This is a genomic window from Streptococcus sp. KR, from assembly GCF_002238115.1.
Classification (GTDB): domain Bacteria; phylum Bacillota; class Bacilli; order Lactobacillales; family Streptococcaceae; genus Streptococcus.
In genome coordinates this window covers 41,325-59,801 of sequence record NZ_NGVM01000002.1, presented here as the reverse complement: position 1 = coordinate 59,801, position 18,477 = coordinate 41,325, and the positions used below count along the sequence as shown (strand labels likewise).

The following is an 18,477-nucleotide window of genomic DNA, read 5'->3' as shown; positions in this document are numbered from 1 at the left end:
CTGTTTAAATGAAACCTGATAAATCAAGTTAAAGAAGGCGGTAGACGGATTTGAACCGACGATCAAGCTTTTGCAGAGCCGTGCCTTACCACTTGGCTATACCGCCTTAACGTTTATTATTATACCTTGAAAATGATTTTCAGTCAATAGCTTTTTCAGATTTTTTGTATCAATAAGCCTAAATATTCTGAAAATTCGTTTACTTTTCTTGAAATCTATGATATAATTGATGATAACCTATACTTTATTTATAAGAGGAGTAAATAAATGAAAAAAAGTCAAGTGCTTGCTGTAGCGGGAGCTACCTTATTAGCGTCAGGAGTTCTAGCTGCGTGTTCAAACACTAGTTCAAATAATGCTAAATTAGCAAAAGATTACCAATATGTTTATCAAACAGATCCAGAAACTTTGGATTATATCGTCAGCAATATCGATTCAACATCATTCGTCACAACAAATGCTGTAGATGGTTTGTTGGCTAATGATAAATATGGTAACTTGGTTCCTTCTATTGCTGAATCATGGACAGTTTCAAAAGATGGTTTGACTTATACCTATAAAATCCGTAAGGATGCTAAATGGGTTACAGCAGAGGGAGAAGAATACGCTCCTGTAACTGCTAAAGACTTCGTTACTGGTTTGAAACATGCCGTAGATGGAAAATCAAAAGGACTTTCAATCGTTAGCTCTTCTATTAAGGGATTAGAACCCTATATCAAGGGTGAAACAAGCGATTTTTCAACCGTTGGAGTAAAAGCACTTGATGATCAAACACTAGAATATACCTTGAACCAGCCAGAAACTTTCTGGAATGATAAGACCACTAGTGGTGTTTTGATGCCGGTTAATGAAGAATTCTTAACTTCAAAAGGTGAAGGTTTTGGTGCCCCAACCGATGCTAACTCTATTCTTTATAACGGTCCATTTGTCTTAAAATCTGTAACTCCAAAATCATCTATCGAGATGGCTAAAAATGATGCTTACTGGGACAAAGAAAATGTAAAAATTGAGAACGTTAAGTTCACTTTCTGGGATGGTAAGGACCAAGATGTGATTGCTAAAGGTTTTGCTGATGGTCAATATAGCAAGGCTCGTATCTTCCCTACAAGTTCTACATATGAAAAATATGCAGCTGACTTTAAAGATAACATTTACTTTAATGAACCAGGAGCGGGTGTTGCAACTGTCAGCTTGAATTATGGCCGTACAACCTATAACCACACTGCCAAAACAAGTGATACCCAAAAGACATCTACTCAGAAAGCATTGCTAAACAAGGAATTCCGTCAAGCCTTGAACTTTGCTGTCGATCGCAATTCTTACTCAGCTCAAACAAATGGTACTGATGGAGCTGCAGTAGCCATCCGTAATACGTTTGCACCTTATAATCTTCAAGTTGGTAAGAAAACATTTGGTGAATTGGTACAAGATAGCTTGGCTAAGACAAATTCTTCTACTTGGTCAAACGTGTCTCTAGCAGATTCTCAAAATGGCCTTTACAATGAAGAAAAAGCGAAAGAAGTCTTTGCTAAAGCCAAATCAAGTCTACAAGCTGAAGGTGTTGAATTCCCAATCCACTTGGATGCCCTGGTTATCCAAGAATCAACAGCGGTTGTAAACCGTGTTCAATCATTGAAACAATCAATTGAAAAAGTATTGGGTTCAGATAATGTTGTTGTAGACTTACAACAAATGACTCAAGCAGAAGCTTTACCAATTTCATTTAGCGCTCCAACAGCTAAAGAGCAAGACTGGGATATCCATACCTTGCTAGGATGGAACCCGGACTATCAAGATCCTTCTACTTTCTTGGATCAATTCGTCCTTAAGGGAGGAAGCACTCGCCTTTACCTTGGTATTGACCAAAACACAGATGCATCAGTAGTAAGCAAACTTGGTTTAGCTGACTATGGAAAATTACTTGATGACGCAAACAGCGAAAACCAAGATGTTCAAAAACGTTATGAAAAATACGCGGTGGCACAAGCTTGGTTGACTGACAATGCTTTGACAATTCCAGTAATGGCTTCTCCTAAAGAAACAGCCGTTTCATATGTTTCAAAAGTTCTACCATTTAGCTCTTCATATTCTGTAGCCGGCCTTAAAGGTGAAAATTCAGGATACTTGAAGTACACTGAAGTTGGTGAAAAAGCAATCACCAAAGAAGAGTATGAAAAAGCTCGTGAAAAATGGTTGAAAGAAAAGACTGAGTCAAACGAAAAAGCTCAAAAAGAATTGGCAAGTCATGTGAAGTAAATAATTTTCAATAGAACTTTCTCTCCATGAGGAGAAGGTTCTTTTGGGATTTTTAAAGGAAATGATATGAAAAAATATATTTTTATGCGTGTTTTGCGGTCCTTGGTTTCTATCTTCTTAGTAACAACCTTGACTTACACGATTATCTATACAATGGTTCCTCGAAAATTGATTTTCAAACAGGATACCAACTATAACAAGATTGCTACAACTGCTGATAAACGTGATAACTATGAGAATACCGTTTATGAGCGTATGGGCTATATCGAGTACTACGATACCAAAGAGTTGCAAGAAAAAGCTAGCCAGATGGATGCTTCTGTAACAGTTGAAGCCAATGATACCAACAAGGCTATCTATGAAAAATACATCAAACAAATCGGTCATGGTTGGACCCTGGGAGAATTTACTGAAAGTGGCCAATTCTACGCTACGCGTGAAATCCCGATTTTTGAACGTGTTTTTCACTTCTATGCTAACTTGATTGACATTGATCATACAAATAAAATTCAAGACCCTGAAAATCCAGACTTGAAACGTTATCTTCGTTTTGAAAACGATCCAGCGATCGGATGGTCCTTGGTCGGTTCAGGAACAAAACACAAATATCTCTTGTACTTCAACAGTCAGTTCCCGTTTGTGCATCAAAACTTTGTGAACATTAATTTAGGTGACTCTTATCCAACCTATGCTAATAGCCCTGTTTTACAGGTCATTACTCAAGGACAAGGGCAAACAAAAACATCTCAAGTTCAGTTCCCAACAGGTAAGAAAACTTCTTCTGTAAATATTTACTCAAGAACCTACAAATCGCCTAGTCAGGCTGATTCTCGTGAAGTAGCTAACTATGGGAAAGATGACCCATATACTGCAACTGAAAGCAACTACCAATATCCTTCTATGATTGCTAGCTCTGCAGTCGTTGGATTGATTGGTTTGGTGATTTCTTATGCGATTGCCGTGCCACTTGGTTCAGCTATGGCTCGCTTCAAGAATACTTGGATTGATAGCTTCTCAACAGGGTTTTTGACCTTCTTGATGGCCCTTCCAACCATTGCCTTGGTTTACATTGTTCGTTTGATTGGATCATCAATTGGTCTTCCAGATTCATTCCCTATTTTGGGTGCTGGAGATTGGCGTTCGTATGTTTTACCAGCAGTGATTCTTGGTTTGTTGGGTGCTCCTGGTACAGCTATTTGGATTCGTCGTTACATGATTGACTTGCAATCACAGGACTTTGTTCGTTTTGCTCGTGCCAAAGGTTTGTCTGAAAAAGAAATTTCAAACAAACACATCTTTAAAAATGCCATGGTTCCGCTGGTTTCAGGAATTCCTGGTGCCGTTATCGGGGTTATTGGTGGTGCAACCCTTACTGAAACAGTCTTCGCCTTCCCAGGTATGGGTAAAATGTTGATTGACTCTGTAAAAGCATCTAATAACTCTATGGTCGTTGGTCTTGTCTTCATCTTTACATGTATTTCTATCTTCTCACTTCTTTTGGGAGATATTTGGATGACTATTATTGACCCACGTATTAAATTGACTGAGAAAGGAGGCAAATAATGTCTACAATCGATAAAGAAAAATTTCAGTTTGTAAAACGTGACGATTTTGCCTCTGAAGCTATTGATGCGCCAGCTTATTCATACTGGGGTTCAGTGTTTAGACAATTTATGAAGAAGAAATCAACTGTAGTCATGTTGGGAATCTTGGTAGCTATCATTTTGATGAGTTTCATCTACCCAATGTTTTCTAAGTTTGATTTCAATGATGTCAGCAAGGTAAACGACTTTAGTGCTCGTTATATCAAGCCAAATGCTGAGCATTGGTTCGGTACAGACAGTAACGGTAAATCTCTTTTTGACGGTGTCTGGTTCGGAGCTCGTAACTCTATCCTCATTTCTGTGATTGCGACAGTAATTAACTTGGTTATCGGTGTTTTTGTCGGTGGTATTTGGGGAATTTCAAAATCAGTTGACCGCGTGATGATGGAAGTTTATAACGTCATCTCAAACATCCCATCTCTTTTGATTGTCATTGTCTTGACTTACTCAATCGGAGCTGGATTCTGGAATCTGATTTTTGCCATGAGTGTGACGACATGGATTGGGATTGCCTTCATGATCCGTGTGCAAATCTTGCGTTATCGTGACTTGGAATACAACTTGGCGTCACGTACTCTGGGAACACCAACCTTGAAGATTGTTGCCAAAAATATCATGCCTCAATTGGTATCTGTTATTGTGACAACCATGACTCAAATGCTTCCAAGCTTTATCTCATACGAAGCCTTCTTGTCATTCTTCGGTCTTGGATTACCAATTACCGTGCCAAGTTTGGGTCGTTTGATTTCGGATTATTCACAAAACGTAACAACCAATGCTTACTTGTTCTGGATTCCATTGACAACTCTTGTCTTGGTATCCTTATCCCTTTTCGTAGTTGGTCAAAACTTAGCGGATGCTAGTGATCCACGTACACATAGATAGGAGTAGAAATGACAAAAGAAAAAAATGTAATTTTGACTGCTCGCGATATTGTCGTGGAATTTGACGTTCGTGACAAAGTATTGACAGCCATTCGCGGCGTTTCCCTTGAACTAGTTGAAGGAGAAGTATTAGCCTTGGTAGGTGAGTCAGGATCAGGGAAATCTGTTTTGACAAAGACATTCACAGGTATGCTTGAAGAAAACGGTCGCATTGCCCAAGGTAGTATTGACTACCGTGGTCAAGATTTGACAGCTTTATCTTCTCACAAGGATTGGGAACAAATTCGTGGCGCTAAGATTGCGACTATCTTCCAAGATCCAATGACTAGTTTGGACCCAATTAAAACAATTGGTAGTCAGATTACAGAAGTTATTGTAAAACACCAAGGAAAAACAGCTAAAGAAGCGAAAGAATTGGCGATTGACTACATGAATAAGGTTGGGATTCCAGACGCAGATAGACGTTTTGATGAATACCCATTCCAATATTCTGGAGGAATGCGTCAACGTATCGTTATTGCGATTGCCCTTGCCTGCCGACCTGATGTCTTGATCTGTGATGAGCCAACGACTGCCTTGGATGTGACTATCCAAGCACAGATTATTGATTTGCTAAAATCTTTACAAAACGAGTACCATTTCACAACAATCTTTATCACCCACGACCTTGGTGTGGTAGCAAGTATTGCGGATAAGGTAGCGGTTATGTATGCAGGAGAAATCGTTGAGTATGGAACTGTTGAGGAAGTCTTCTATGACCCTCGCCATCCATATACATGGAGTCTCTTGTCTAGCTTGCCTCAGCTTGCTGATGATAAAGGGGATCTTTACTCAATCCCAGGAACACCTCCGTCACTTTATACTGACCTGAAAGGGGATGCCTTTGCCTTGCGTTCTGACTATGCAATGCAGATTGACTTTGAACAAAAAGCTCCTCAATTCTCAGTATCAGAGACACATTGGGCTAAAACTTGGCTACTTCATGAGGATGCTCCAAAAGTAGAAAAACCAGCTGTGATTGCAAATCTCCATGATAAGATCCGTGAAAAAATGGGATTTGCCCATCTGGCTGACTAGGAGGAAGGAAATGTCTGAAAAATTAGTAGAAATCAAAGATTTAGAAATTTCCTTCGGTGAAGGAAGTAAGAAGTTTGTCGCGGTTAAAAATGCTAACTTCTTTATCAACAAGGGAGAAACTTTCTCGCTTGTAGGTGAGTCAGGTAGTGGGAAAACAACTATTGGTCGTGCCATCATTGGTCTAAATGATACAAGTAATGGTGATATCATTTTTGATGGTCAAAAGATTAATGGTAAGAAATCGCGTGAACAAGCTGCGGAATTGATTCGTCGAATCCAGATGATTTTCCAAGACCCTGCAGCAAGTTTGAATGAACGTGCTACTGTTGATTATATTATTTCTGAAGGTCTTTACAATCATCATCTGTTCAAGGATGAAGAAGAACGTAAAGAGAAAGTTCAAAATATTATCCGTGAAGTAGGTCTTCTTGCTGAGCACTTGACTCGTTACCCTCATGAATTCTCAGGTGGTCAACGTCAACGTATCGGTATTGCCCGTGCCTTGGTTATGCAACCAGACTTTGTTATTGCGGATGAGCCCATTTCAGCCTTGGACGTTTCTGTTCGTGCTCAAGTCTTAAACTTGCTCAAAAAATTCCAAAAAGAACTTGGCTTGACCTATCTCTTTATCGCCCATGACTTGTCGGTTGTTCGTTTTATTTCAGATCGTATCGCGGTTATTTACAAGGGTGTTATTGTAGAGGTTGCAGAAACAGAAGAATTGTTTAACAATCCAATTCATCCATATACTCAGGCTTTGCTTTCAGCGGTACCTATCCCAGATCCAATCTTGGAACGCAAGAAGGTCTTGAAAGTATATGATCCAGATCAACATGATTATGAGACAGATAAGCCATCTATGGTAGAAATCCGTCCAGGTCACTATGTTTGGGCTAACCAAGCCGAATTGGCACGTTATCAACAAGGGTTAAACTAATAATGGTTTTATAATTTCCATGTCAACTTTTATGGAAATTATAAACCTTTTTTTGTTGGATTGATTTGGAAAAACTTTGAAAGAGTTTTCGAAAGAATTTTCGAAAAATTTTAAAAAATTCTGAAATATTCTTGACAGCTGATAAAAAAGGTGGTAAGATGGGAAACATCAAAAAAGAAAGCAGAAAAAGAAATGAATAAGAGACAAGCTGTAACGATGAATCAAAACTTTTACTTTAGCTACTTTAGATAGTGTTTGTAGACATGTCACCATGGATGCAAACAGTTCAAGCAATTTGTTTGTATCTATGTGGCTAAGATTTTTGATTGTGGTCCATATAGATGAATATCTAAATGGACTAGCAAAGTTATAACTTGTTAGATTATTTCAAGCATCCGTTTAGATAGTATCTAGGCGGTTTTTTATTTTATCTTTTCTGAGAAGGAGTTTCATTATGAAAGTTGTTCGAAAATTACTAGCCCCCCTCTTGGTAGTGGGAATCCTCTTGACCTCTCTGATTAGTTTGCATCAGTTGAAGGCAGATAAGAAAAAAGATGTTTTTCGTATCGGTATTTCACAATTTATTACCCATCAATCTTTGGACGCTACTAGAGAAGGGTTTGTGGATGAGCTGGCCAAACAAGGCTATGTTGAAGGGGAAAATATTGAGATTGATTTGCAAAATGCACAGGGAGAACAACGAAATCTAAAAACGATTTCCCAGCAACTAGCAGAATCTAGTGATGTCGTTCTAGCTATCGCAACGCCTTCTGCTCAGAGCTTGGCTAATACAACGCAAACGACACCTGTTATCTTTTCAGCGGTAACGGATCCTGTCAGTGCCAAGTTGGTTGAGTCAAGAGAACATCCTGGGGGCAATGTAACTGGGACAAGCGATCAGTCATCAGATGCCATTTCAACCCAAATCAATTTGATAAAGAAAGTCTTGCCAAAAGCTAAAACAATTGGAATCCTCTATACTCAGAGCGAGCCCAATTCAGTTGTCCAAAAGGATGAAGCTAAGCGCCTTCTGGAAGAAAAAGGCTTTACCGTTGTTGAAAAAACAATCTTGGACAGTAACAACGTCAAGGCGGCTGCAGAAAGCTTGATGGCAGAGGTGGATATGGTTTTTGTACCAACGGATAATATCATTTCATCAACCATGGAAACAGTCAAGCAGGTTTCTATTAAACACAAGGTTCCAGTATTCGGTGGTTCAACAGAAATGGTTGCGGTTGGTGGCTTGTATAACTACGGAACCAATTATGAAGAATTGGGACGTCAGACAGCAAGAATGCTGGTTCGTGTCTTAAAAGGTGAGAAGCCAGAAAATATAGCAGTTGAGTTGCCTGAAAAACTGGAATTGCATACCAATCAAGAAATGGCAGATGCATTGGGAATTGATATTAGTAAGTTAGAAGGCAAGGAATAAGGAGGTTTAAGATGAATTTTGTATTATCTAGTTTATCAGAAGGTTTATTGTGGTCGATTATGGCGATTGGGGTCTACTTGACTTTCCGTATTTTGGATATTGCGGATATGACTGCTGAAGGAGCCTTTCCTCTGGGCGCAGCTGTCGTCGTATCGCAGATACAGGCAGGGACAAATCCTTGGATTGCGACCTTACTTGCTTTGCTGGCAGGTATGATTGCTGGTCTTGTGTCAGGTATGCTCCACACCAAGATGAAAATCCCAGCTCTCTTGACAGGGATTGTGACCTTGACAGGGCTCTATTCGATCAATATTAAAATCATGGGAAGTGTGCCCAATCTTTCCTTGGGAGATTCTTCAACTGTCTTTAAACAATTGGCGAGCTTGGGGCTGACAACTGAAGAAGCTGTTTTCTCATTCAGTTTGGCCTGTCTCTTACTTGTTTGTCTAGTTTTGACTCTTTTGATGAAAACGGAGATTGGCTTGGTCTTGCGTTCGACTGGGGACAATATTCCGATGAGTGAGGCCAATGGGGTCAATGTAGACACCATGAAGATTGTTGGTTACATGATTTCAAACGGCTTGATTGCCCTATGTGGTTCCTTGTTCGCTCAAAATGATGGATTTTCTGATGTAACCTCTGGGACAGGAACCATCGTTGTTGGTTTGAGTGCAGTCATTATTGCGGAAGTCTTGATTCACGATTTGACCATAGGAGGTCGCTTGTTATCCATCGGAATCGGTGCCATTGTTTACCGTTTGATTATTTTAAATATCTATGAAATTCCAAATCTAGATCAAAACCTGGTTCGTCTCTTTAATGCAATCTTGTTAGCCTTAGTTTTATTTGCGCCAGAATTGCAAAAGAGATTAAAGATTCGTGGTCTAAAATTGAGAAATGAATAGGAGGAGAAAGTTATGGCAAGTTTGTTAACACTTGAAAATATTCACAAAACATTTGAAGCAGGGACGGTCAATGAGAACCATGTCCTCAAAGGATTAGATTTAGAAGTTGAAGAGGGAGATTTTATCTCTGTGATTGGTGGAAATGGAGCAGGGAAATCCACTTTGATGAATATCTTGGCTGGCAATCTATCGGTGGATGAAGGGGACCTTTTATTGGCAGGTAAATCCATTAAAAATCTGAGTGTAAGAAAGAGAGCCAAGGATATCGCCCGTGTTTTTCAAGATCCTAAGATGGGAACAGCTTCTCGTTTGACGATTGAGGAGAATATGGCTATTGCCTTGAGACGCGGGCAGAAGAGAGGGCTTGGTTGGGGAGTGAAGGAGAAGGATAGAATCCAGTTCCAAGAGGCCTTGAAAGAGCTGAATATTGGCCTTGAAAATCGCTTGAAAGTAGATACTCAATATCTCTCAGGAGGACAAAGACAGGCCTTGACCCTAGTCATGGCAGCTCTGGTGAAACCCAAACTTTTGCTTTTGGATGAACATACTGCGGCCCTTGATCCAAAAACTAGTCAAATGGTGATGGATTTGACGCAAAAGATTGTGGAACACCATCAGTTGACGACTTTGATGATTACCCATGATATGAACCATGCGATTGAGTATGGTAATCGTCTCATTATGCTCTATCAAGGCAAGATAGTGGTGGATGTCAAGGGAGAGGAGAAAAAGCATCTGACAGTTGAAGATCTCATGCATCTCTTCCAGAAAAATAGTGGCCAAAGTCTAGTCAGTGATGAATTGGTTCTGGGATAAAGAAAAACACCACACTTTGTAAGACACAAGGTGTGGTTGTATTTTATCTCTTAGACCAAGTTCTCTTCATAAAGAGAAGTAGGATTGGGTATATCTCCAAGCGCCCTGCAATCATTGCAAAGGAGAGGAGAATTTTTGAGATAGGACTAAAGATTGAGAAGCTAGAAGTGGTTCCTAGAATAGGTCCGATATTATTGAAACAGCTAAAGACAGCGCTGGTCACAACCAGAAAATCATTGCTATCTAGGCTGACAATAAAGATAAGGGATAGCAAAATCATAGAATAGATGACAAAGTACTTGAGAATCTTATGCTGGGTATCTTTGTCAATCACCGTTTTATTAACATGGAGGGTCAAAACACGGTGGGGCGATAGGATTGACAAAATCTGATTTTTAGCAATTTTTGAAAGGATGAGGCCTCGAATAACCTTGAGTCCACCTGCGGTTGAACCAGCAGAACCACCGATTCCCATGAGGAAGAGGAGGATAAACTGGGAGAAGAGGGGCCAGTTGGTAATGTCTCCGTAACCAAAACCAGTCGTTGTAATGATATTGGAAACCTGGAAGAAGGCCATTTCAAAGCTCTTGGAAAATCCTGAGTAGAGATAGAGGGTATTGAGGCTAATCAAGCCTGTCGAAACCAGCACGATGACCAAGTAAGCCCGAAGTTCTTCGTCACCAAAGAAGGCCTTGACACGACGGAGCATGAGGTAGTAATAAAGGTTGAAATTTACCCCAAAAACCAGAACTCCGATACTAACCAGATAGGTAATCAGTGAGCTACCATAGTGGGCAATTCCATCGTTATAGACGGTAAAGCCCCCAGTTCCCGCTGTTCCCATAGCAATGACAAAACTATCAAATAGGGGCATGCCAGCCAGATAATAGATGATGACAAAGAGGGAGAAGAGAGCTAGATAAAGGAGATAGAGAATCTGGGCAGTGTTTTTAAGTTTGGATACAACCTTACCGAAAACAGGACCAGGAACCTCAGCCTTCATTACTTCTAGGTGACTATTTTTGGCATTATCCATAATAGCAAGTGCAAAAACAAGCACTCCCATCCCTCCAATCAAGTGGGTAAAACTTCGCCAGAAGAGGAGGGAACGGCTGAGGACCGAAACGTCGTTCAGAATAGTTGCTCCAGTAGTTGTAAAGCCAGAACTGATTTCAAAAAAAGCATCGATAACACTGGGAATTTGTCTAGCAAAGACAAAGGGGAGACCGCCAAAGAAGGACCAAAGGATCCAACAGAGGGCCACAATCAAGATTCCCTCCTTAGCATAAATCCGTTGATTTTTTGGCTTTTGTAAAATTCCTGAACCGCCTAGTAATACGAGAATCCCTATTGTTGAAAAGAGGGCCGTAAAGACTTGGCTCGATTCACGGTAATAGAGAGCGACAGACACAGGAACCAAAAGAAGAACAGCTTCAATCAAAAGTAATTTTGAAAGGAGGTAACGAATCATACTTTTATTCATTTCTTACCTCGCAATCAAGTCATAAATCTTGGTGATGTTTGGCAACAGGGTTGTTACTAGGAGCTTGTCTCCAACTTCCAGCATATCCTCCCCAGTTGGGAAAATAGTCTTGCCCTTTCGAATGATAGCTGCAATCAGAACCCCTTTTTTCAATTTCAGTTGAGAAAGAGGTTTGGCAGTCATCTTATTAGCTTCTTTGATATGGAATTGCAGGGTTTCAATTTGGCCATTGGCTAGATGATGCATAGCCTGAAGGTCTGAATACTGGGCATTAACCCGACCACGAATAAAGTGCATGATTGTATCTACAGCGATGCTTTTAGGTGTGATGATACTTGAAAAATCAGGCGCATTGATGATCTCGAGGAGACTGGTACGATTGACCTTAGTAATATTTTTCTGCACACCTACCCTGTCAAGGAACATAGAGGTAATCAGATTTTCCTCATCGACCCCTGTTAGAGTCGCAACGGCATCATAGTTTTGAGCACTTTCTTCCAGCAGGATATCTTTTGCGGTACCATCTCCTTGAACGATGTAGAGGTTTGGGAATTTCTCGCTAAAGAAGCTAGCGATTTCAGGATTGATTTCGATGACTTTAGTATCGATACGACTATCTTTGAGGATGCCTAGTAGATAATAGGCAATTCTTCCAGCCCCGACGATGAGAAGGCTCTTTACGGCGCGAGACTTGAAATAATTATGGAAGAGCATCATGTCAACACGGTTACCAGTGACAAAGATTCTATCTTTATCCTGTACAGTCATGTCACCGCTTGGAATGATAATTTGATGATCCCTCTCTATCGCACAGACAATGACATTGCCAAATTTTTTCCGAAAATCAGAAATGGGCATTTGGCAAAGACCACTGGAGGATTTAACAGTGAATTCCATCAAGCTGACCCGTCCACCAAAGAAACGTTCGACAGAGAGGGCGTTGGGGAAGTCAATGATATTCGCGATAGCACGAGCAGCCAAGAGCTCAGGGTTAACGATAAGAGAAAAACCGAGAATATTCTTTTCCTTGAAATAAGAGTTAGAATATTCAGGGTTCCGCACACGAACGATGGTCTCTTTAGCTCCCATTTTTTTGGCTAGAACAGCTGCAATCATGTTGACTTCATCGTATTCAGTCAGGGCGATAAAGATATCACAATCCTGGACACTGGCTTGCTCAAGGATGGTAAAATCGGCCCCGTTACCAAGGATACCCATGATATCAAAGCGATTAACAATATGATTGAGAACAGCTTCGTCTTGCTCAATCAGCAAAACATCATGCTTTTCTGCAACCAAGGAGCGACAGAGGGCAGAACCAACTTTTCCCCCTCCGACAAGGATAATTTTCATAATAAAACCTACTTCTTCATTATGTAACTATCATACCTTTTTTCAAGAAAAAATGCACCTACTAGCTAATCACCAGAGTTTTTAGTAGGAAATTTGCTATAAGGTAAAACTATACCTGTTAAATCTGGCTATTAAGTACCTTTGCACCATTCCTCTGGCTATTATTTTTTTGATGACAACCCACCCTAGTCAGTTTGCTTCTAGTTTAAATCAAATTGGTGTGCCTTATAAGATTGCCTATTCTGTCAGCCTGACCTTGCGCTATATTCCAGATTTGCAGGAAGAATTCTTTACTATCAAGATGTCTCAGGAAGCGAGTGGGATGGAATTATCCAAGAAAGCTTCTCTTATGCAACGAATCAAAGGCAATCTGCGCATTATCACTCCCTTGATTTTTAGCTCGCTAGAACGCATTGATACCATCGCGACTGCCATGGAGCTTCGCCGCTTTGGGAAAGAGAAAAAGCGGACTTGGTATAGTTATCAGGCTTTGAAAAAAGGAGACTATCTTACCTTGTTCTTGGCAGCTTTGTTTTTAGTAGCTAGTTTACTACTTATCTTGCAAAATCACGGACGATTTTACAACCCTTGGAAATAGCTTGAAAAAATTGAAAAAATCAAGTCGTTTCTATTGACAATGATTCTGAAAGTGTTATACTAAGAAAGTAGTTTCGCTGATTTACTTCAAACCTGTTGTGAGGTAAGTTAACGATGCCTTAACCACGCTGTTTGCTGAGCTTGACTCCGGGCAGTGTGGCTATTTTTTTGCAATGGTAAAAGGAAGCAAGTCATGACAAATCACATTGTATTATTTGAGCCACAAATTCCACAAAATACAGGTAATATCGCGCGTACCTGCGCTGCGACCAATTCTCCCCTCCACATCATCAAGCCAATGGGCTTTCCTATTGATGACCGCAAGATGAAGCGAGCTGGGCTGGATTATTGGGATAAGCTAGAGATTTATTTTTACGAGAGTTTAGAGGATTTCATTTCTCAGATGAAGGGAAAACTCTATCTGATTTCTAAATTCGCGGAAAAAGTCTATTCTGATGTGGATTTATCGACTGATGAGGACCATTATTTTCTCTTTGGACGTGAAGACAAGGGCTTGCCTGAGGACTTTATGCGAGAACATCCTGAGAAAGCTCTCCGTATTCCCATGAATGATGAACATGTCCGTAGTCTCAATGTGTCTAATACCGTCTGCATGATTGTCTATGAGGCTCTTCGCCAGCAGAACTTTGCAGGTCTTGAGCTCGTCCACACCTATGAAGTGGATAAATTGAAATAAAAAATGAAAATGAAAATGAACAAAATGCTTGCGCTTGCAAGCGTTTTTTGTTATGATAAAAGAGTCTTCAGGGCAGGGTGTGATTCCCGACCGGCGGTGACTTTAACTAGGAAATGATCTTTTCCTTTTATACTTTGTTGACAAGCTTTGCCTAACCAGAAGTTATGCCTACAGCTTGTCGCCTAGTCTAAAAGAAAAATCTCTATTTCCTTCTCTTTAAAGAAGTCCGCGAGCGCAAGCTGATGTGGTGAGATTCCACAACCGACAGTATAGTCTGGATGGGAGAAGACGAAAGAATAGCTTTGTCTGTTCTGATAGATTTATAGCTAGATTGTAACCGCTTGCTTTGTTTTGATAGAGTGAGAGGGGACTTTTGGGATATAAAAAGTGAGAATAGATAGAGGAGTCCTTTCTAACTTCTTCTGATTTTATAGAAAATTGGAGGAACCTGTTATGACAAACACACGTCGACTTTCGACCATTGCGATTTTATCAGCCATCTCATTTGTGCTGATGTACTTTGACTTTCCGCTATTGCCAGCGGCATCCTTCCTCAAGATCGAATTTAGTATCTTGCCAGTCCTTGTGGGTCTGGTGGTCATGGATTTGCCTGCTGCTCTAGGAGTTCTCTTGCTTCGCTCACTCTTGAAATTGCTTCTTAACAGCCAGGGAGTGAATACTTACATTGGTTTGCCAATGAATATCGTAGCTTTGGGAGTTTTTGTCATCGTATTTGCTTTGATTTGGAAAAAGGAACGGACAACTCTTCGTTTCCTACTAGGCTCTCTAGCTGGGACTATTGGTTTAACCGTGGCTATGTTGGTTCTTAACTATGTTTACGCTGTTCCTTTGTACGCTAAGTTTGCTAACTTTGATATTGGAAAAATTTTGGGACTTTCCAACTACCTAATGACTATGGTGTTGCCTTTTAATTTGATTGAGGGTGTAATCTTTTCCGTTTCATTCTGGTTGTTGTATGTTCTCTTGAAACCAACCTTAAAACATTATGAGAGATAAACAAACATTTTTAATGAAGGGCAGTTTTGCCCTTTTACTTTTCGTTATTCTTGGCTACATGGTCAAATTTTACCCTGAAACGCTGGTCGGTTTTGACCAACCGATTCAGACTGCCGTTCGAGGAGACTTGCCAGATTACTTGACTATTCTTTTCAGGGCCATCACACGCTTGATTGATATTCCAGTGATTATCACTTGGGTTGTCATTACAGCTTTTGTCTTTTATCGTAAGAAGTGGAAGATAGAAAGTTTCTTCATGCTGGGGAATCTGGCTTTGGCAGGTCTTTTAATCGTGACCTTTAAAAATATCTACCAGCGCCCACGACCAGCTATTTTACACTTGGTTGAGGAGAAGGGATTTTCTTTCCCAAGTGGCCATTCTCTGGCTGTGACGCTGATGGTAGGGACTTTGATTGTTATTCTTAGTCAGCGGATTAAAGATTCGGTCTGGAGAAAAATCGTACAAATCGTCCTTGGCCTCTACCTAGTCAGTGTGTTGGTATCAAGGGTCTATCTGGGAGTTCATTATCCATCAGACGTTCTTGCCAGTCTCTGTGTGGGCTTGGGAGTCTTGTTTATCGAATTTCCCTTTTATGATAAGCTTCGCTTCCAATGGCGATTTAAAGGCAAGCAGAAGTGAATATCAAATTCTCTTGAGGAGAAAGAAATGAAAGTCAATATAAAAGCTCTTCATCCTACTCAACTATACTTATCAGAAACGAAACTAGAAGGCATCCAGACACTTTATCAGTCGGCAGAAATAATCAATGTTGCTCCAATCAGTATTCTTGAGTTCGGAGATTGCTTGTTGATTACAGATGGGCATCACAGGGCTTATCAGGCTTTATTGGCAGGTCGAGATATGATTTCTGCTGAGTGGGATAGAGATGGTGGTGATGAACTATATCATCTCTATGCGCAAGTCTGCGAAGAAAGAAAAATTTACTCTGTTCTGGATTTAAAAAATCATATCTTACCTCAAGATGAGTATAAAGCAAAATGGTATAACTGGTGTGAGGGTTTTAATCAAGCAGCAACTCTCTTATTGAAAAGGAAAGCAGATGAAACAGACCCTACAAATAGATCATGCACTGCGTCTTGTCCCTTATTATAAGGTCAATCATTGTGAGGAAGCTTTGGCTTGGTATCAGGATGTGAACTTGGTTTACCTCGTAGATGGTGTGAAGAGCCCTTACAGTCCAGCGTCCTTGGAAGCTATGTATTCCTATTTGGATCAGCATGGAGAGCTTTTTTGGATTGAAGTCAAGGAGAAGGGAGAATGGTTTCCAATTGGGGATGTTACACTATCTCAGGATAATCTCCCCATTGTGATTGGGAATCCCGCTTACCAACATCGAGGGATTGGGAAAAAGGTTTTAAGTACTTTGATTGAATTGGCTCGAGTAAAAGGATGGAAAGAATTGAGAGTCAAGGAAATCTACACCTACAATCATGCTTCTAGGAGGTGTTTCAAGTCGCTTGGATTTGTGGAAGATGGAGCAACAGAAAAAGGAATGGGTTTTATATTGAAATTAGTCTAATCGAACTTGTTTTTTAACTAAAAATCTGATAAACTATGTAGTAATTGAATAGAAATCCGCAAGACTAGTAACTCAAGGGAAGTATATCAGGGAGGAGAGCCGTGACTGCAAGCTCTCTATATGAAAGCTGGGTGAATTCACTTGCGCATGGATTTAGAAATGAAGGTCTGATTTGTCAGATGAAAACGGATGGTACCGCGTGTCAACGCTCCGAGTGGAGTTTTTGGCATGTGGTTTTCTTTTTATCTACGAGAGACTGATGGAGGAATTATGTCAACTATTGAAGAACAATTAAAAGCGCTTCGTGAAGAAACGCTGGCTAGCTTGAAGCAGATTACTGCTGAAAATGAAAAAGAGATGCAAGAATTGCGTGTCTCTGTCCTTGGTAAAAAAGGTTCGCTTACTGAAATTCTCAAAGGGATGAAAGATGTCTCTGCTGAGATGCGTCCAATCATTGGGAAATACGTCAATGAAGCTCGTGATGTCTTGACAGCTGCTTTTGAAGAAACTGCTAAGCTCTTGGAAGAAAAGAAAGTCGCAGCTCAACTGGCTAGCGAGAGTATCGATGTGACGCTTCCAGGTCGCCCTGTTGCGACTGGTCACCGTCATGTTCTCACACAAACCAGTGAAGAAATCGAAGATATCTTCATCGGTATGGGTTACCAAGTCGTGGATGGTTTTGAAGTGGAGCAAGACTACTACAACTTTGAGCGTATGAACCTTCCGAAAGACCACCCAGCCCGTGATATGCAGGACACTTTCTACATCACAGAAGAAATCTTACTTCGTACCCACACGTCTCCAGTTCAAGCGCGTGCTATGGATGCTCATGATTTCTCTAAAGGTCCTTTGAAAATGATTTCACCAGGGCGTGTGTTCCGTCGTGACACAGACGATGCGACTCACAGTCACCAGTTCCACCAAATCGAAGGTTTGGTTGTTGGGAAAAATATTTCTATGGCTGACCTTCAAGGAACGCTTCAATTGATCGTTCAAAAAATGTTCGGTGAAGAGCGTCAAATCCGTCTGCGTCCATCTTACTTCCCATTCACAGAGCCATCTGTTGAGGTGGATGTTTCTTGCTTCAAGTGTGGTGGAGAAGGCTGTAACGTATGTAAGAAAACAGGTTGGATCGAAATTATGGGTGCCGGTATGGTTCACCCACGTGTCCTTGAAATGAGTGGTATCGATGCGACTGTTTACTCTGGATTTGCCTTTGGTCTTGGACAAGAGCGTGTAGCTATGCTCCGTTATGGAATCAACGATATCCGTGGATTCTACCAAGGAGATGTCCGCTTCTCAGAACAGTTTAAATAATGATTAGAAAAGTAGAAATGGCAGATGTTGAGGTGTTGGCTAAAATAGCCAAACAAACCTTTCGTGAAACATTTGCTCATGATAATACGGAAGAGCAGTTACAGGAATACTTTGAAGAGGCTTATAGTCTGAAAACTTTATCAACTGAGTTGGAAAATTCTGACTCCGAAACCTATTTCATTATGCGCGAAGAGGAGATAGCTGGTTTTCTCAAAGTCAACTGGGGAAGTGCTCAGACTGAGAGAGAATTAGAGGATGCTTTTGAAATTCAACGCCTCTATGTGCTACAAAAATTCCAAGGATTTGGACTAGGTAAGCAATTGTTTGAATTCGCTCTTGAACTTGCTACAAAAAATAGTTTTTCTTGGGCTTGGCTAGGTGTTTGGGAGCATAATACAAAAGCTCAAGCATTTTATAATCGATATGGTTTTGAAAAATTTAGCCAACATCATTTTATGGTTGGTCAAAAAGTAGATACGGATTGGTTACTGAGAAAGAAATTAAGGTAAGAAGATGATTCTTCTATTGAAATGATAGGAAAGGAAAAGAACCAGAGTGACA

The 18,477-nt window shown here is 40.4% G+C and carries 17 protein-coding genes, 1 tRNA gene, 1 pseudogene and 1 riboswitch; of the genes and pseudogenes, 16 read left to right on the top strand and 3 right to left on the bottom strand.

All coding sequences use genetic code 11. From position 1 onward, the window contains the following. Window positions 1–35: 35 nt before the first annotated feature. Window positions 36–106: transfer RNA gene (locus tag CBI42_RS01135), tRNA-Cys, on the bottom strand. 161 nt (window positions 107–267) lie between these two features. Here CBI42_RS01135 and CBI42_RS01130 point away from each other — a divergent pair. From CBI42_RS01130 to CBI42_RS01095, 8 genes are all read left to right on the top strand, one after another. Continuing rightward, window positions 268–2,256 carry a peptide ABC transporter substrate-binding protein gene (locus CBI42_RS01130; protein WP_084928170.1) on the top strand — a complete coding sequence of 663 codons (1,989 nt, stop codon included), beginning with the start codon at window positions 268–270 and terminating at the stop codon, window positions 2,254–2,256. 66 nt (window positions 2,257–2,322) lie between these two features. Beyond that, the gene (locus CBI42_RS01125) at window positions 2,323–3,819 is read left to right on the top strand and encodes an ABC transporter permease (protein WP_000759915.1); all 1,497 of its coding nucleotides are present in this window, start codon (window positions 2,323–2,325) and stop codon (window positions 3,817–3,819) included. Then, window positions 3,819–4,745, top strand: a complete 927-nt coding sequence (gene oppC / locus CBI42_RS01120; protein WP_000103691.1) for an oligopeptide ABC transporter permease OppC — start codon at window positions 3,819–3,821, stop codon at window positions 4,743–4,745. Before CBI42_RS01125 ends, oppC begins: the two co-directional genes overlap by 1 nt. 8 nt (window positions 4,746–4,753) lie before the next feature. After that, window positions 4,754–5,821, top strand: coding sequence for an ABC transporter ATP-binding protein (locus CBI42_RS01115; RefSeq protein ID WP_000159550.1), 1,068 nt, complete (start codon window positions 4,754–4,756; stop codon window positions 5,819–5,821). Between the two features lie 10 nt (window positions 5,822–5,831). Next, window positions 5,832–6,758, top strand: a complete 927-nt coding sequence (locus CBI42_RS01110; protein ID WP_001291285.1) for an ATP-binding cassette domain-containing protein — start codon at window positions 5,832–5,834, stop codon at window positions 6,756–6,758. A gap of 454 nt (window positions 6,759–7,212) precedes the next feature. Beyond that, entirely contained in the window at window positions 7,213–8,190 is a 978-nt protein-coding gene (locus CBI42_RS01105) for an ABC transporter substrate-binding protein (protein ID WP_094753038.1), read from the top strand. 11 nt (window positions 8,191–8,201) lie between these two features. Then, window positions 8,202–9,095, top strand: a complete 894-nt coding sequence (locus tag CBI42_RS01100) for an ABC transporter permease (protein ID WP_094753037.1) — start codon at window positions 8,202–8,204, stop codon at window positions 9,093–9,095. A 12-nt stretch (window positions 9,096–9,107) separates the two neighbouring features. Continuing rightward, the gene (locus tag CBI42_RS01095) at window positions 9,108–9,911 is read left to right on the top strand and encodes an ABC transporter ATP-binding protein (protein ID WP_000157661.1); all 804 of its coding nucleotides are present in this window, start codon (window positions 9,108–9,110) and stop codon (window positions 9,909–9,911) included. Between the two features lie 43 nt (window positions 9,912–9,954). On the opposite strand, the gene CBI42_RS01090 is transcribed toward CBI42_RS01095, so the two are convergent. Beyond that, a complete protein-coding gene (locus CBI42_RS01090) occupies window positions 9,955–11,394 on the bottom strand; it encodes a TrkH family potassium uptake protein (RefSeq protein ID WP_070480192.1) in 1,440 nt (479 codons plus the stop codon). Between the two features lie 3 nt (window positions 11,395–11,397). Beyond that, window positions 11,398–12,747, bottom strand: coding sequence for a Trk system potassium transporter TrkA (gene trkA / locus CBI42_RS01085; RefSeq protein WP_042750050.1), 1,350 nt, complete (start codon window positions 12,745–12,747; stop codon window positions 11,398–11,400). Window positions 12,748–12,859: 112 nt separating this feature from the next. On the opposite strand from trkA, the pseudogene CBI42_RS01080 reads away from it, so the two are divergent. The 8 genes and pseudogenes from CBI42_RS01080 to CBI42_RS01045 all read left to right on the top strand — a co-directional run. Beyond that, a pseudogene (locus tag CBI42_RS01080) lies at window positions 12,860–13,345 on the top strand (energy-coupling factor transporter transmembrane component T family protein); the annotation flags it as partial. A 192-nt stretch (window positions 13,346–13,537) separates the two neighbouring features. Further along, entirely contained in the window at window positions 13,538–14,041 is a 504-nt protein-coding gene (locus tag CBI42_RS01075; RefSeq protein ID WP_049492841.1) for a tRNA (cytidine(34)-2'-O)-methyltransferase, read from the top strand. Window positions 14,042–14,100: 59 nt separating this feature from the next. Then, a riboswitch (FMN riboswitch) is annotated at window positions 14,101–14,335 on the top strand. A 159-nt stretch (window positions 14,336–14,494) separates the two neighbouring features. Further along, window positions 14,495–15,058, top strand: coding sequence for an ECF transporter S component (locus tag CBI42_RS01070; RefSeq protein ID WP_000185834.1), 564 nt, complete (start codon window positions 14,495–14,497; stop codon window positions 15,056–15,058). Continuing rightward, window positions 15,048–15,698, top strand: coding sequence for a phosphatase PAP2 family protein (locus tag CBI42_RS01065; RefSeq protein ID WP_094753036.1), 651 nt, complete (start codon window positions 15,048–15,050; stop codon window positions 15,696–15,698). Before CBI42_RS01070 ends, CBI42_RS01065 begins: the two co-directional genes overlap by 11 nt. 27 nt (window positions 15,699–15,725) lie before the next feature. Then, window positions 15,726–16,172 carry a chromosome partitioning protein ParB gene (locus CBI42_RS01060; protein ID WP_094753035.1) on the top strand — a complete coding sequence of 149 codons (447 nt, stop codon included), beginning with the start codon at window positions 15,726–15,728 and terminating at the stop codon, window positions 16,170–16,172. Continuing rightward, window positions 16,150–16,599 (top strand): GNAT family N-acetyltransferase, encoded by a 450-nt coding sequence (locus tag CBI42_RS01055; RefSeq protein WP_179211345.1) that lies wholly within the window; start codon window positions 16,150–16,152, stop codon window positions 16,597–16,599. The genes CBI42_RS01060 and CBI42_RS01055 overlap by 23 nt, the downstream gene beginning before the upstream one ends. A 270-nt stretch (window positions 16,600–16,869) precedes the next feature. Beyond that, a complete protein-coding gene (pheS, locus tag CBI42_RS01050) occupies window positions 16,870–17,916 on the top strand; it encodes a phenylalanine--tRNA ligase subunit alpha (RefSeq protein WP_094753069.1) in 1,047 nt (348 codons plus the stop codon). After that, the gene (locus tag CBI42_RS01045; RefSeq protein WP_094753033.1) at window positions 17,916–18,425 is read left to right on the top strand and encodes a GNAT family N-acetyltransferase; all 510 of its coding nucleotides are present in this window, start codon (window positions 17,916–17,918) and stop codon (window positions 18,423–18,425) included. Before pheS ends, CBI42_RS01045 begins: the two co-directional genes overlap by 1 nt. Window positions 18,426–18,477: the final 52 nt, after the last annotated feature.

What these genes read in the sequence shown, in the direction of transcription:
- CBI42_RS01130 (WP_084928170.1), top strand. Translation starts at nt 268, where the DNA reads ATGAAAAAAAGTCAAGTGCTTGCTGTAGCGGGAGCTACCTTATTAGCG.
- CBI42_RS01100 (WP_094753037.1), top strand. Translation starts at nt 8,202, where the DNA reads ATGAATTTTGTATTATCTAGTTTATCAGAAGGTTTATTGTGGTCGATT.
- CBI42_RS01070 (WP_000185834.1), top strand. Translation starts at nt 14,495, where the DNA reads ATGACAAACACACGTCGACTTTCGACCATTGCGATTTTATCAGCCATC.
- CBI42_RS01105 (WP_094753038.1), top strand. Translation starts at nt 7,213, where the DNA reads ATGAAAGTTGTTCGAAAATTACTAGCCCCCCTCTTGGTAGTGGGAATC.
- trkA (WP_042750050.1), bottom strand. Translation starts at nt 12,747, where the DNA reads ATGAAAATTATCCTTGTCGGAGGGGGAAAAGTTGGTTCTGCCCTCTGT.
- oppC (WP_000103691.1), top strand. Translation starts at nt 3,819, where the DNA reads ATGTCTACAATCGATAAAGAAAAATTTCAGTTTGTAAAACGTGACGAT.
- CBI42_RS01045 (WP_094753033.1), top strand. Translation starts at nt 17,916, where the DNA reads ATGATTAGAAAAGTAGAAATGGCAGATGTTGAGGTGTTGGCTAAAATA.
- CBI42_RS01065 (WP_094753036.1), top strand. Translation starts at nt 15,048, where the DNA reads ATGAGAGATAAACAAACATTTTTAATGAAGGGCAGTTTTGCCCTTTTA.
- CBI42_RS01110 (WP_001291285.1), top strand. Translation starts at nt 5,832, where the DNA reads ATGTCTGAAAAATTAGTAGAAATCAAAGATTTAGAAATTTCCTTCGGT.
- CBI42_RS01090 (WP_070480192.1), bottom strand. Translation starts at nt 11,394, where the DNA reads ATGAATAAAAGTATGATTCGTTACCTCCTTTCAAAATTACTTTTGATT.
- pheS (WP_094753069.1), top strand. Translation starts at nt 16,870, where the DNA reads ATGTCAACTATTGAAGAACAATTAAAAGCGCTTCGTGAAGAAACGCTG.
- CBI42_RS01115 (WP_000159550.1), top strand. Translation starts at nt 4,754, where the DNA reads ATGACAAAAGAAAAAAATGTAATTTTGACTGCTCGCGATATTGTCGTG.
- CBI42_RS01125 (WP_000759915.1), top strand. Translation starts at nt 2,323, where the DNA reads ATGAAAAAATATATTTTTATGCGTGTTTTGCGGTCCTTGGTTTCTATC.
- CBI42_RS01095 (WP_000157661.1), top strand. Translation starts at nt 9,108, where the DNA reads ATGGCAAGTTTGTTAACACTTGAAAATATTCACAAAACATTTGAAGCA.
- CBI42_RS01075 (WP_049492841.1), top strand. Translation starts at nt 13,538, where the DNA reads ATGACAAATCACATTGTATTATTTGAGCCACAAATTCCACAAAATACA.
- CBI42_RS01060 (WP_094753035.1), top strand. Translation starts at nt 15,726, where the DNA reads ATGAAAGTCAATATAAAAGCTCTTCATCCTACTCAACTATACTTATCA.